General features: G+C 61.4%; 14 protein-coding genes and 1 riboswitch. Of the genes, 2 read left to right on the forward strand and 12 right to left on the reverse strand.

Features of this window, described 5'->3' with window-relative positions; all coding sequences use genetic code 11:
- Position 1: 1 nt before the first annotated feature.
- The 12 genes from FHS09_RS02210 to moaA form a co-directional block, all read right to left on the reverse strand.
- Positions 2–1,618, reverse strand: a complete 1,617-nt coding sequence (locus FHS09_RS02210) for a S41 family peptidase (protein ID WP_183456273.1) — start codon at positions 1,616–1,618, stop codon at positions 2–4.
- 68 nt (positions 1,619–1,686) lie between these two features.
- A complete protein-coding gene (gene pntB, locus FHS09_RS02215; RefSeq protein ID WP_183456275.1) occupies positions 1,687–3,078 on the reverse strand; it encodes a Re/Si-specific NAD(P)(+) transhydrogenase subunit beta in 1,392 nt (463 codons plus the stop codon).
- 18 nt (positions 3,079–3,096) lie between these two features.
- Positions 3,097–4,641, reverse strand: a complete 1,545-nt coding sequence (locus tag FHS09_RS02220; RefSeq protein WP_183456277.1) for a Re/Si-specific NAD(P)(+) transhydrogenase subunit alpha — start codon at positions 4,639–4,641, stop codon at positions 3,097–3,099.
- 264 nt (positions 4,642–4,905) lie between these two features.
- Positions 4,906–6,021: an ATP-binding cassette domain-containing protein gene (locus tag FHS09_RS02225; RefSeq protein ID WP_183456279.1), complete on the reverse strand. Its 1,116-nt coding sequence runs from the start codon at positions 6,019–6,021 to the stop codon at positions 4,906–4,908.
- Positions 6,018–6,746, reverse strand: coding sequence for a molybdate ABC transporter permease subunit (gene modB / locus FHS09_RS02230; protein ID WP_183456281.1), 729 nt, complete (start codon positions 6,744–6,746; stop codon positions 6,018–6,020). The genes FHS09_RS02225 and modB overlap by 4 nt, the downstream gene beginning before the upstream one ends.
- A complete protein-coding gene (gene modA / locus FHS09_RS02235; RefSeq protein WP_183456283.1) occupies positions 6,743–7,630 on the reverse strand; it encodes a molybdate ABC transporter substrate-binding protein in 888 nt (295 codons plus the stop codon). Before modA ends, modB begins: the two co-directional genes overlap by 4 nt.
- Entirely contained in the window at positions 7,624–8,076 is a 453-nt protein-coding gene (moaE, locus tag FHS09_RS02240) for a molybdopterin synthase catalytic subunit MoaE (RefSeq protein WP_183456285.1), read from the reverse strand. Before moaE ends, modA begins: the two co-directional genes overlap by 7 nt.
- Positions 8,077–8,079: 3 nt before the next feature.
- Positions 8,080–8,328 (reverse strand): molybdopterin converting factor subunit 1, encoded by a 249-nt coding sequence (gene moaD / locus FHS09_RS02245; RefSeq protein ID WP_183456287.1) that lies wholly within the window; start codon positions 8,326–8,328, stop codon positions 8,080–8,082.
- Complete coding sequence (gene moaC / locus FHS09_RS02250) at positions 8,325–8,822, reverse strand: cyclic pyranopterin monophosphate synthase MoaC (protein ID WP_183456289.1); 498 nt, start codon at positions 8,820–8,822, stop codon at positions 8,325–8,327. The genes moaD and moaC overlap by 4 nt, the downstream gene beginning before the upstream one ends.
- Positions 8,822–9,340: a molybdenum cofactor biosynthesis protein B gene (moaB, locus tag FHS09_RS02255; RefSeq protein WP_183456291.1), complete on the reverse strand. Its 519-nt coding sequence runs from the start codon at positions 9,338–9,340 to the stop codon at positions 8,822–8,824. Before moaB ends, moaC begins: the two co-directional genes overlap by 1 nt.
- Before the next feature lie 177 nt (positions 9,341–9,517).
- Positions 9,518–10,105: a molybdenum cofactor guanylyltransferase gene (mobA, locus tag FHS09_RS02260; protein WP_183456293.1), complete on the reverse strand. Its 588-nt coding sequence runs from the start codon at positions 10,103–10,105 to the stop codon at positions 9,518–9,520.
- Positions 10,102–11,070, reverse strand: a complete 969-nt coding sequence (gene moaA / locus FHS09_RS02265) for a GTP 3',8-cyclase MoaA (RefSeq protein ID WP_183456295.1) — start codon at positions 11,068–11,070, stop codon at positions 10,102–10,104. The genes mobA and moaA overlap by 4 nt, the downstream gene beginning before the upstream one ends.
- Positions 11,059–11,200, reverse strand: a riboswitch (molybdenum cofactor riboswitch). It overlaps the preceding gene by 12 nt.
- Positions 11,201–11,597: 397 nt before the next feature.
- Between moaA and FHS09_RS02270 the strand changes: the two genes are divergently transcribed.
- A complete protein-coding gene (locus FHS09_RS02270; RefSeq protein WP_246394330.1) occupies positions 11,598–12,182 on the forward strand; it encodes an ANTAR domain-containing response regulator in 585 nt (194 codons plus the stop codon).
- 29 nt (positions 12,183–12,211) lie between these two features.
- Positions 12,212–13,279: a CmpA/NrtA family ABC transporter substrate-binding protein gene (locus tag FHS09_RS02275; protein ID WP_183456297.1), complete on the forward strand. Its 1,068-nt coding sequence runs from the start codon at positions 12,212–12,214 to the stop codon at positions 13,277–13,279.
- Positions 13,280–13,347 lie beyond the last annotated feature (68 nt).

Genomic DNA, 13,347 nt, shown 5'->3' on the forward strand with positions numbered 1-13,347 from the left:
ATCACCTGCTCATCAGCATAATGCGATTCTGCCGCCAGGCGGATTTGGCAATGCGGCCGTCACTGGCGGAGAGACGAGTTCCAAATGCCGCTTCGGTGGAAAAGCTGCTGGCCGAGAAACTGCCGCAGCTCCCCTCCTCGATATAGTTTAGCGCTGTGGCCAAACGCCCCTCGCCGGTATCACCGAGGGGGCGACTGAAATCATCTCCCACCTCACAGCCGCGCACCACGGCTTGTCCATCGTCGAAGTTGCTGTTGGGCATAAAGCCGTCGGAGTAATCGCCGAAGCCCTTGTCGTTTACGCCGCGGAATTGGATGGTGAAATAGGTGGTGCCGCAATTGTCGGTGGGATAGAAGCCGTAGGGCTTGCCGCAGGTCCCCGCACCTATCTGCACCACCTCTATGTCCACACCGCGCAGGCTGTTGATAATCGCCTCGCTGGCGGAGCAGGTGTTTGGGCTGGTAAGCACGAAGACACGGTCCAGGTTCAGGGTGGGCAGCGGTTGGTTTTCCGACATCGACGACAGACCGACCGTAACATCGATAAAGGGTATAGGGTCCAGCGGCTCGCCGGTGACCGGGTCTCGGGTGGGATGCTGATCATTGAACTCCAACTGCTCGAAAGTCTTTCCGGCAGTGGCCTCACCACCGGCAATCATATAGGCCAGTTGGCTGGCAATCGCCAGATAGCCGCCGCCGTTGTAGCGCAGGTCCAGTACCAGTTCCTGGATATCGCCGCCCGTTTTCAGTTCGTTGACCGCATCGACCAGCCCTTTCTCTGCAGTGGCGATATGGTCGTTGAACAGCATATAGCCGACTCGCTCTCCCCCGGAGGTCTCGAAAACATTCACATTCTGCACCGGTTCCGAGGTAACGGCACTCGCGGTCAAGGTAACGGTAGCGGTGGTGCCATCCAGATACTCGACCTGGAACTCGTGGGTTTCGCCACTCTCCGAGGGAAAGAAAGCGGCGTTGAGGACGTCCACGCTGGCCTGGTCGTCGGCGTTGACCGCGTCCACACCGTCCACCGCCAGCACCTTGGCGCCGCGGGAGATCCCCTCCGGCCAACTGCTTTCCCTATCGCTGTAGGCAGCCAATATCTCCCGTCCCGGCGCAGTGGACTGGACGATCGCCCAGTGGAAGCCGTAGCCCACCGAAACCCCGGACTGCGACTGCTGGTTCCACTCGTCCGTGGGCATCCAGAAATGGAAGTTGTCTTTCGCTGCACCCGTGGGACTTAAGCCGTCGGTTTTAAGCACCTCAAAATATTTGGTGGGATCGACGTAACCGGCCGGGTCGCGGTCCTCGATTTCGTCGTACCAGAGATAGGTATTGTGGCTCCAGGAGCGCAGCCAGTTGTTTTCGTCGAGCACCGAGCCCGCCACATCCAGATAGGGTTTATCGGTGCTGGGATCGGTACCGGAGCGCGGCGAGGCGCATCGGGTGGCGAAAGTGTCCGCACTCTGAAAGACACCCGACTGCCAACCCACTGGGGGGTTATTGCCACTAAGGGTGGTGGTTTCATTACTGCTGCCACTGCCACTGCCACAGGCGGCGAGGACAGAGGCACTCAGGGCAAAAAAAGTCGACAGACTCAAGCGGTGGAAGGTAACTTCCATGATTCGGGGCTCCTTGTACTTATTGAAGCCTCCAAGATTACCATTCCCTCCACCGCCGGACGATAGACCTAACCTGTCAATTTACCCAACACCGCCTGCAAACTGTCCTTGGCATCACCAAACAGCATCCGCGCGTTCTCCTTGTAGAAGAGCGGGTTGGCTACGCCGGCATAGCCTGAGGCCATGGAACGTTTCAGCACCACCACCTTGCCCGCTTTCCACACTTCCAGCACCGGCATGCCGGCGATGGGGGAGCCGGGCTTTTCAACCGCATCCGGGTTGACGGTGTCGTTGGCGCCGATCACCAGCACCAGGTCGGTATCGGGAAAATCGCCGTTGATTTCGTCCATCTCCAGCACTATGTCGTAGGGCACATTGGCCTCTGCGAGCAGCACGTTCATGTGCCCGGGCAGGCGGCCGGCCACCGGGTGGATGCCAAAGCGCACGGTCTTGCCCGCTTTGCGCAACTTGTCGGTGATGTCGCTCACCGCCTGCTGGGCGTGGGCCACAGCCATACCGAAGCCGGGGGTAATCACGATGCTGTCGGCCGCCTTCAGGTCGTCCGCCAGTTCGTCGATGGAGGTTTCGCGCACCTCGCCGTCGATATCTCCCTCCACTTCCGCGCTGCCGTCGGAGCCGAAGCCGCCGAGAATCACGCTGACAAAGGAGCGGTTCATACCGCGACACATGATGTAGCTGAGGATGGCACCGGAGGAACCCACCAGCGCGCCCACCACGATCAGCAGGTCATTGCCCAGCATAAAGCCGGTGGCCGCAGCGGCCCAGCCGGAGTAGCTGTTGAGCATGGAAATCACCACCGGCATATCGGCACCGCCGATGGCGGCGATAAGGTGAATGCCCAGTAGCAGGGCGATGCCGGTCATGATCAGCAGGTTGGTTACCGTGCCCGCGGAGAGGTCCGCCGGCACAAACAGCGCGCCCAGTACCACGGTCGCCACCAGCGCCAACAGGTTGAGCCAGTGCCGCGCGGGCAGGGTCAGCGGTCTGCTGGAAACCAGCCCTTGCAATTTACCGAAGGCAACCAGAGAACCGGTGAGGGTGATCGCACCAATGAATACCCCCAGATAAATTTCGGTATTGTGCACAATATGTTCGGCACCGGTGAGCTGTACCCGGGGATCGAGAAAACCGCCCCAGCCAATCAGCACCGCCGCCAGGCCCACAAAGCTGTGCAGCAGTGCCACCAACTGCGGCATCTGCGTCATCTCTACCCGCCGCGCCAGCGACAGACCGATCACCGCACCCACTACCATCGCCAGCGCCACCATCCAATAGGCGCCGGAAACGATAGCGGCAATGGTTGCGATAATCGCCACCGCCATACCGACCATGCCGTAGATATTGCCGCGGCGCGCGGTCTCGTGGCTGGACAATCCTCCGAGGCTCAAAATAAACATCACCGCGGAAAAGAGATAAGCCATGGAAATCATACCGTTCATTGTCTTTCTCCTTTTTCCTTAGCGACGAAACATTTTCAGCATACGGTAGGTCACGAAGAAGCCACCGAAAATATTGATGCTTGCCACCAGTACCGCGACGAATGCGAGCAGGGTCACCAGGCCTGAGCCAGAGCCTCCCACCTGCAACAGTGCGCCCACCACAATAATGCCGGAAATGGCGTTGGTGACACTCATCAGCGGCGTGTGCAGCGCGTGAGTTACATTCCAGATCACCTGCCAGCCGACGAACACCGCCAGAACAAATACGGTGAAATGGGATACGAATTCTGCCGGCGCCACCCGTCCGAGAGTCAGCAGCAGACCGCCCGCCACCAGCCAGAAAACCAGCAACGACAGGGGCGATTTTTTCTTTTCAGGTTTTTTCTCCGCTTGCACCTGAGCCGCCGGCTCGGGTTTTTGTTGCGGCGCCGCGGAAACCTTGGGCGGGGGCGGCGGCCAGGTAACCTCACCCTCCTTCACCACAGTCGCACCGCGGATCACTTCGTCGTCGAAATCGATGACGATCTCACCGTCTTTTTCCGGGGTGAGCTCGCTCAGCAGGTGAACCAGGTTGGTCGCATAGAGGCTGGAGGACTGGGTGGCCGCACGGCTGGGCAAGTTGGTGTAACCGATAATGGTCACACCACTTTTTTCCACCTTTTCACCGCTTACCGTGTAATCACAGTTGCCGCCGTTTTCCGCCGCCAGGTCCACAACCACCGAGCCCTCGGCCATGCTGTCCACCATGTCGGCCAGCCACAACTTGGGCGCGGGTTTGCCGGGAATCAGCGCGGTGGTAATAACGATATCCACCTCTTTGGCCTGCTCGCGGAACAGGGCCATTTCCGCGGCAATAAATTCCTCGGACATTTCCTTGGCGTAACCGCCAGTACCGGAGCCCTCCTCCTCGATTTCAATAGTGAGGAATTCCGCTCCCATGGACTCTACCTGTTCGCGCACCTCAGCACGGGTATCAAAAGCGCGCACTATGGCGCCCATGCTTTTGGCCGTACCGATGGCGGAGAGTCCGGCCACGCCGGCGCCGATCACCAGCACCTTGGCCGGCGGTATCTTGCCCGCAGCGGTAATCTGCCCGGTAAAGAAGCGCCCGAAATTGTGCGCAGCCTCGATCACCGCGCGGTAACCGGCAATATTCGCCATGGAGCTGAGAGCATCCATTTTCTGCGCGCGGGAAATGCGCGGCACGGATTCCACAGCCAGTGCGTTGATATTTTTTCCGGCCAGTTTTTCCAGCAGTTCGGGACTTTGCGCCGGTTTGAGAAAGGCCACCAGGGTCGCCCCTGAGGGGATCAGTTCCAGCTCGCTGTCGGTGGGTGCCTGTACCTTGAGTACCAGGCCCGCCCCATCCAGGCAGCTTTTAATATCGTCACGGATTTCCGCACCGGCCTCGCGGTAGGCCTCGTCGGTAAAACTGGCCGGGGCACCGGCCCCCTTTTCCATCGCCACGGAAAAACCCAGGCTGCGCAGGCGCCCCACAGATTCCGGCGTGGCGGCCACTCGTGCTTCACCCGCCACGGATTCTTTTGGTATCGCTATAATCACCGCTATGCTCCCTCCAATAACCGTCATTTAGTTACAAATTAAACTATTCCCTGTTATTACTACCCTCAAAATAATTGGTCAGACCAGATCGGCGAGAGTGTAAACGCCCTCGAAGAAGATGAAAAGCAAATTCATTAATAACGGCAATTAGTAGGACCTATAACATGTAGTACAAGTTATGGGATCTGAGGTCTTCGCATCGCGATCGATGCTCAAAGAACAACGGTATGCTATTGGAGGACCGCCGCTACACACTAACTTCCTCTACAACCCCTGCAAACTCCCCGCCTTGAACTGTGCAAAAAGTGATTGCCCAGGTTTCAACTGTAACTTTTTGTAGGAATATTTGGAGATTTCCGCCCACAGTTTCCGACCATCACAGTCCAGGTGCAGACGCACGCGGCCGTCGTCCAGGGGGCGGCTGTCCACCAGGGTCACCGGCAGGCAGTTGAGCAGGCTGCTCGGTGACGGCCGGCCGACGGAGAGGCTGATATCCGCTGCGGAAAGCATCGCACGCACAGTCTCCCCGGCGCGGTAGCGCCCGCGGGCACGATCGGCGTAGAGAACTTCGCCCTCCAGGTCGAGAACCAGCAGCTGATGCTCCGGCAGGAATTCACGCACCCGCAACGTCAAATGGCTAAGGGCAGCCGAAAGGGGATTTTCGCTGTGGAGAGACGCCGGTGGTTTTTCTGCAACGGTCACTCTCCCTTCAGTCACGTGCACAAAATGCTCCGCAAGCAGTTGCAACTCATCAGCATCGTGACTTACCCATAAAACCAGCGCCGGATTGTCACGCCAGAACTTTTTCAGAGCGGGGACGATACGCTGAATACGCAATGGCATATCCACCGCGGATAATGGTTCGTCAAAAAACTGCACTGGAGCGTTGTTCAGCAACTGGCGCAACAGCGCCACCCGCTGTGCCTCCCCCCCGGACAGTTGCTCCACAGGGCGCGACAGCAGCGGCTTCAGGGCCAGAGCATCCAGCAGCGCCTCCCGCTCCGGCTCCTGCAACGGGCGTCGGCAGTAGCGCTCTGCCAACTGCAGGTTCTGGGCGACCGTAAGATTGGCGAACAGCCGCGCCTCCTGAAAACCCAGGGACAACGATCTCCGGTGCATCGGCAGGGAGAAACGCCGGCCCTGCCAACGCTGACCGCACCAGGAGACAGAGCCCCGGGCCGGCATCAGCCCCGCCAGCGCTGAGAGCAGCGCACTCTTGCCGGCACCGGAGGGACCACAAACCCCAATCACCCCGGACACCGGCAATTGCAAATCGACAGGTGTTGTGTGCACCCCGGTACACAGGCCGTCGACGACCAGACCTTCGGTGCCCTTCGCCAGTGCCGCTTTTATCGCAACCTCGCTCAATAACGTAGTCACGGCCTCGCCTCCAGCGCGCTTTCCACAGACGATTTCCGGCTGGGCAGCAGTACACCGGAGAGGCGCCCACCCCAGTAACGACCCAGCAATAACAGCAGAACGGAGAGCAGCAACAGCACCAGTGCCAGGCGGTGGGCGCCGCCGTAATCGAGATTCTCTACATGCTGGTAAAGCGCTACGGAGACTACCTGGGTCTCTCCGGGAATCGCGCCGCCGATCATCAGCACCACGCCGAACTCTCCCAGGGTGTGGGCAAAGGTCATGGACAGCGCCACCACCAGTGCCGAGCGGCAAGCCGGCAGTACCACAGAGCGCAGGCGCGCCAGGGGCGGCATGCCCAGCCCCGCGGCCGCCTGGGCCAGGGGCAGCGCGCGCTGGTCGAAGGCGGCCAGCAGCGGTTGCACCATAAACGGCAGCGAGTAGAGCATGGAGGCCGCCACCAGACCGGGGAAGGAAAACACCAGCGGCCGGTTAAACAGCTGTTGCCAGAGCGCGCCCAGCGGCTGGTTGGGGGACAGAAGCAACAGCAGGTAAAAGCCCAGTACCGTCGGCGGCAACACCAGGGGCAACGAAAGCACCACTTCCAGCAATGGGCGCAGCCGTCCGCGACGGTTGGCGAGCCACCAGGAGAGAGGAATACCCAGCAATGCCAGCAACAGAGTGGTCACCCCCGCCAGCTTGAGGGTCAGCAGAAGCGCCTGCCAGTCTGTCGCGGAGAGATTCATGTTCCAGCCACCGGAGCGCCGGCCGCCGGAGTGCCGGCCACCGGAGTGCCGGCCACCGGAGTGCCGGCCACCGGGGCGCCGGCCGCCGAAAAATAACCCAGTTCCCCCAGACGCTGCTGGGTTTTCGGGGCCAGCAGGTAGTCGGCGAATTGCTGTGCCAGCGCTTTGTTGCGGCTGCTTTTCAATATCACCATCCGCTGTTCCAGGGGCGGATAGAGATCCTCCGGAATTGCCATATAGTCACCCCCCTTTCCGGAGGCCAGCGCCAGGCTCATTGGAATCAGTCCCAGCTGCGCGTGCCCCTCCCGCAGAAGTATTTGCGCGTGCCCCACATTGGCGGCGTAAACCATCTGTCCGCGCAGGTGGCGCCACAGCTTCAGCCGGCGCAGCAGCCGCACGGCGGCATCTCCGTAGGGGGCCAGTTGGGGATCGGCAATCACTACTTTGCTTCGCCAGTTTTCCAGCAGCAGGGCCAAATGGGGCGGCGCAATCTGCGCCGCGGGCACGAACCCCGGGAGATCCGCCCCGCTCTCGGTGCGCAGCAGGCTGCGCTCGATCCACAGCGCCAGCCGGCCCCGGGCATAGGTGCGGTAGCTGCCCGGTGCTATCAGACCGTCGCGCTGCAGCAGGCGCGGCCGCTCGCTGTCGGCAGCGAGAAAAATATCGTAGGGTGCGCCCTCACGGATCTGGCTGTACAGCATACCGGTGGCGCCGCTGGCGATCTCCAACCGGCAGTGGCAACTCTTCTCGAAATCCACCCGCAGGATTTCCAGTGCCGGGCGGAAATTGGAAGCGGTGGCGATACGCAGTTTTGCCTGCGGCGGCTCACTGCAAGACAGCAGAAACAGGCAGCAAAAAATTCCGAAGAACAGGTTTTTTACCACTTTTCCAGTGCCTCTTGGTCACTTTCCCGCGCCTCCACCCAGCGTTCGCCGCCCGGACCTCTCTCTTTTTTCCAGAAAGGGGCGCGGCTCTTCAACCAGTCCATGATAAAGGCACAGGCGTCCAGTGCCGCCTGGCGGTGTTCCGCGGTGGCCCCCACAAAGACGATATCCTCGCCGGGGTCCAACGGGCCGATCCGGTGCACGATGCACACCCGGCCGAGCTGCCAGCGCTGGCGCGCCTGTTCGGCGATATCTCCGAGCACCCGTTCGGTCATGCCCGGGTAGTGTTCCAGCTCCAGGCGGCTGACGCCGGTACCCAGGTTAAAATCGCGCACCGAACCCACAAACATCGCCGCGGCGCCGTCGCGGGTATTCCCCTCGCGCAACCGCGCATACTCCGCGCCCACATCGAAGGCCTCCAGCTGCACCGCTACCGAAACAGCCATTTTTCAGCCTCCGGTGACTGGCGGAAAGAAAGCCACTTCGTCACCGGCCGCCACCGGGCTGGCCGCCGTAGCGAGATGCTGGTTGAGCGCCATCTGCAGGCTGGCGTCTGCCAGCGCCCGCCGCCATGGATCGCCGCGCTCGCCCAGTTTCTCGCGCAGATCCGCCAGGGTCTCGAGGCCCCCGCTGTCCACTTCCAGTGCGGCGCAATCGAGCTTTTCCCGCAGCCCGGCGAAAAACAATACCCTGATCACCAGTACTCCTCCTCCAGGTCCGGCGCCCGTCGCCAGTGACCCAGCTTGCCGCCGCTTTTTTCCAACAGACGAGTGGGGCCGATCACCATGGCCGGGTCCACCGCCTTGCACATATCATAAATAGTCAACGCCGCCACCGAAGCCGCGGTCAGCGCTTCCATTTCCACCCCGGTGCGCCCGGCCAGGCGGCAGAAACTGAGAATTCTGACGCTGAGGGTCTCGCGCTCCAAAACAAAATCCAACTGCACCTTGGTGAGCGCCAGTGGATGGCAGAGGGGGATCAGGTCGGCAGTTTTCTTCGCCGCCTGGATGCCGGCGATACGCGCGGTGGCCAACACGTCGCCCTTTTTATTCTGCCCCGCGAGCATTTGCTCAAAGGCATCCGTACTCATCTGCACGCAGGATTCAGCGCGCGCGCTGCGTTCGGTCACCGACTTGTCGGTGACATCCACCATACAGGCCTCGCCGCGCCGGTTGAGGTGCGTCAGACTCATTACTGTGCCCTCCCCTTCAGGTGCGCGACGAAATTGCACGGGCGGTGCCGCGAATCCAACTGTTCGCGGAGGATGTTTTCCCAGGCGGTACGGCAGGCGCCGGTAGAGCCGGGCATACAGCAGATCAAGGTGTTGTTGGCGATCCCGGCCAGTGCGCGGGACTGGATGGTGGAAGAGCCGATCTCCTCGAAAGAAATGGCCCGGAAAAGTTCACCGAAGCCCTCCACCTGTTTGTCGAACAGTGGCGCCAGCGCCTCTGGGGTGGAATCGCGGCCACTGAAGCCGGTGCCGCCGGTGGTCAGGATCACCTGCACCCCTTGCTCGGCGATCCACTGGGAAACCTGGGCGCGCAGCTGATAGATATCGTCGGGAACAATTTTCTTTTCCCACAGCCGGTGACCCGCAGCCCCGACAACTTCAGCCAGGTATTGACCGGAGGTGTCCGTCTCTTCGGTGCGGGTATCGGATACTGTCAGTATGGCGATGGTTAGCGCTGTGCCTTTTTCTGTCTGCTGCATTGAAATTCTCTCAATTTTCAAAAATAACCGTAACTACTCACTCATAGGGAATGTGCATTGGCTTAAGCGAACCACCCTGTAGGAGCGGCGGGGATGAGCAGTTACAAATAACCGTTGTAGTAAATACCAGTATTTGATGGACACGCCCGTTACGCGAGCTTTGCCCATCCTACAAAGTTACAAAAGCCTCTCTGCCCCGTAGATTTCTGCAAATTCTTCCGGGCGATTCACGTTGATGTGCCAGTTTCCCGGCGGCATTTCCAGCTGCCGCCCTCCCAATTCCCTGACCAGCGCCTTTACCGAGGCCTCTTTTCCCGGCGTTATGGCCCCCTGAAGGCAATCGCGGCTGGATTCATCCAGGCGCAGCCAAAGCGGCAGATAACAGCGACCAAAACAGAGTGCTCCCTCTCCGCTTCCAACCCCTTCGGCGCAAAGTTTTTCCAGCTGCTCGGCCCCCAGCAGCGGCATATCCACCGGAATGGCCAGCAGCGCATCGCAGGCTATTTGTTCCCGGCGGAGGTGTTCAGCCACCGCGTGCAGTCCGCCCAGTGGTCCGCGGACGGGTTCGCTGTCCGCAATGCCGCTGGGGCGGTTTCCGCTGACCAGCGGAGGCAGGAACTCCACACCCGCGGCAGCATGCAGACTACTCAGCAGCGACTGCGCCCGCTGCAGCAGGGTCTGCCCGCCGGGCAATTGCAGCAGCGCCTTATCCCGCCCCATTCGTCGGGACTGGCCGCCGGCGAGTATCACGGGGCAGACTTTCATCCCCCGAGCATCGCCAGGTTGCGCGTGGCTCCCACCCGCTCCTGCTGCAGATAGTGACTGGGTGCTTTTTGTGTCACCAGCGCGCGAATTCTCTCCGCGAGCACCTCGGTGTCGCCGCGGCGGATCTCCTCGAGCAGGTCCATGCCCTGCTCCGCAAACAGGCACAGGTGCAGGCGCCCCTGGGCGGAAATCCGCAGGCGGTTGCAGCTGCTGCAGAAATCCTCGCTGTAGGGGGTAATCAGGCCGATGCGTCCGCGGAAATCGGGGTGGCTGTATTCTCGCGCCGGACCGGCGTCGCGCTCGCGGGGCAACAGTTGCCAGCCGTCGCGCACCAGTTGCCCTTCGATGGTCTCGCCGCGCAGGTGGTTGCTGGCAAAGAATTCCCGGTTGTCTCCGGTGCGCATCAGTTCGATAAAGCGGAGGGTGACCGGTGTGTCCCGGAGCCAGCGCAGGAAGTCCCGCAGGCGCCGCCCCGCACCGTCGCAGAGCAGCACCGCGTTGACCTTGGTGGTCACGCCCAGTTCGAGGGCGCGGTCGATTCCTTCGAGCACCTTCGGGAGGCAGTCGTGGCCGGTAATCCGCGCGAATTCGTCCGGCTGCAGGCTATCGATGCTGATATTGAGCTGATCCAGACCCGCCCGCCGCCAGCCATCGATCACCCTGGGCAGCTTATAGCCATTGCTGGTCACCGCCACACGGCGGATGCCGGCGGTGCCTTTGGCAGCGGCGATGATTTCCGGGAGATCGGCGCGCAGGGAGGGCTCTCCGCCGGTCAAGCGCACTTTCTGCGTGCCCAGGCTGGCAAAGGCGCGGATCACCGTCGCCGTTTCGGCGGAGGTGAGGTGAGGGCTGTCGTCCGCCGCGGTGTAGCCTTCCGGCAGGCAGTAGTTGCAGCGGAAGTTGCACACATCGGTCACGGACAGGCGCAGGTAATAGAACCTGCGCCCGAGATTGTCTTCTAGCATCAAACGCCTTTCCAAGTTCGGGAGGCCGACGGATTTCTCCGCCGACCCTGGTGAACCGGACAGACCGGTTCACGGCCAACAAACCCTATTCGGAGAACTTAGGTTTGAGGGCTCGGTGTTTGTGAATGTTTGTTTGTATCGGTTTGGATGTCCTGAGCTGGCAGCCTCCGGGAGAACGCTCAAGTTCGGGTTCAAAATCAACGTCAAAATTCAACGCAATCATCATGCCACCGGTTCCCGCACCCTCACAAGGCCCAAAACAAGGCAGGGACATTCAATGCGCACCAAAAACAGGCCGCCATATCACCTCCCGCACCATGAATGTGCAAAAGCCACAGGTCCCACTAAAGGTAGCACAGCCCGCCACCGGCGGTTTACCTGGAAATTGGCGTTTGGCACAGCTTTTGATTGCTTTTCCCCAGCGGCAAGAGAAAGCCCGGCGGCATTCGGTGTCACCGGGTTGTTGATCCGAACTGCTGGCACCGGACTGCAGAGACCGGTCACTGACAATAAGACACTGAATAGCGATGAATAAATCTCTCGGCATAATGCTGGTCGACGACCACCCCGAACGGGCGGAAATGGTCTGTGCCCAGCTGCGCTCGGCCGGCTATCGACTGCTGGCCCAGCTCAATAGCGCCGAGGGGCTGCTCCTCCATGTGGAGAGACACCGGCCGGATATCGTGCTGATCGATATCGAGTCACCGGACCGCGACATCCTCGAAAGCCTGGCGATCATCAACCGCCAGAATCCCACCCCGGTAGCCATGTTCTCCCCCCGCGGCGACGCGGGCTTTATCGCCCGCGCAGTGGAGGCCGGTGTGAGCGCCTATATGGCCGAGGGCATCAGCGCAGAGCGGGTGGCACCGGCGATCGAGATCGCCATGGCGCAGTTCCGCAGCTACCAGCAATTGCGCCAATCCCTGGAGCGCACCCGCCAGCAACTGGACGAACGCAAGGCCATCGAGCGGGCCAAGGGCCTGCTGATGGCCAAGAAGAACCTCAGCGAAGAGGCCGCGCACAAGACCCTGCGCAACCTGGCCATGAGCAGTAACTCCACCATGCGCGTGGTGGCGGAGCGAATTATTCAACATCTTCAGCCCGGAAATTGAGCCTTCAGCCCCAAAAAATTGAGCGACCCATGCCTACTTCCCTGAGCCCGGAAAAGAATCACCTCAAGCTGCTCTACCTGCGCCTCACCGACAGCGCGCCGCTGATCGTCGCCCGGGAAATGGGCTTTTTCAGCCGCTTCGGGCTCAAAGTACAACTGCAGCGGGAGACCTCCTGGGCCACTCTGCGCGACAAGCTGATCGGCGGCGCCGCCGACGCCGCCGCCATGCTCGCCCCCATGCCGCTGACCCTGGCACAAACCCTCCCCCAGTGTGGAGAGCGACTGCTGAGCGGCCTGATCCTGAGCTGCAACGGCAACGCCATCACCCTGGCGGAATCCCTCTATCGCAAGCTGCCACTGCCAGCGGGTGACTGCGACTGCGACGGCGGGCAGGTCGGCCGAGCGCTGAAGGAATACCTGCGCGCGCGCCCAAGTGACGAAGCGCCGCTGCGCTTCGCCACCGTATACCCATTTTCCAGTCACGCATTGCAGCTGCGCCACTGGCTGCGCACCGCGAAGATCGATCCGGACCGGGACCTGCAACTGCTGGTGCTGCCGCCGGAACAGATGGTGGACAACCTGGAGCGGGGGGAAATCGACGGCTATTGCGTGGGTGAACCCTGGAACACCATGGCCGCGCGCAGGGGCATCGGCGCAATCGCCACCCCCTGCAATACACTGCTGCCCGCCATGCCGGAGAAGGTGCTGGCGGTCACCGAAAGCTGGCACAACGCTCACCCGGTTGCCCACATGGCCCTGCGCGCCGCACTGCTGCAGGCCTGCCGCTGGCTGGCAGAGCCCGCCCAACGCCGGGACGCCACCGCGCTGCTGGCGCGGGAGGAATACCTGGGGCTGCCGGAAGAGGTGGTGGCACCGTCACTGGCGGACCAGCTGTATCGCCGCAGCGATTCCGATGCCGCGGCCAATAGCGGCTGGCACCTGTTCGCCGATGGAGACTACGGCAGCCCCACGGAGGAGAAAGCAGCACAGCTGCTGGAACTCTGCGGGGAATTCTCCCAGGTAAATGCGCAGGCCGCGGGGGCATTCCGCCCGGAGCTGTACCGGCAGACAGAGGAGTTCCTGCAGCGCCAAAAGTGATGGCACGTAATTTGAATACCAAACCCACATGACGATTTGCGTGTAGGGGCGAACCTTGTGTTCGCCCC

Source organism: Microbulbifer rhizosphaerae, assembly GCF_014191725.1.
Taxonomy (GTDB): domain Bacteria; phylum Pseudomonadota; class Gammaproteobacteria; order Pseudomonadales; family Cellvibrionaceae; genus Microbulbifer; species Microbulbifer rhizosphaerae.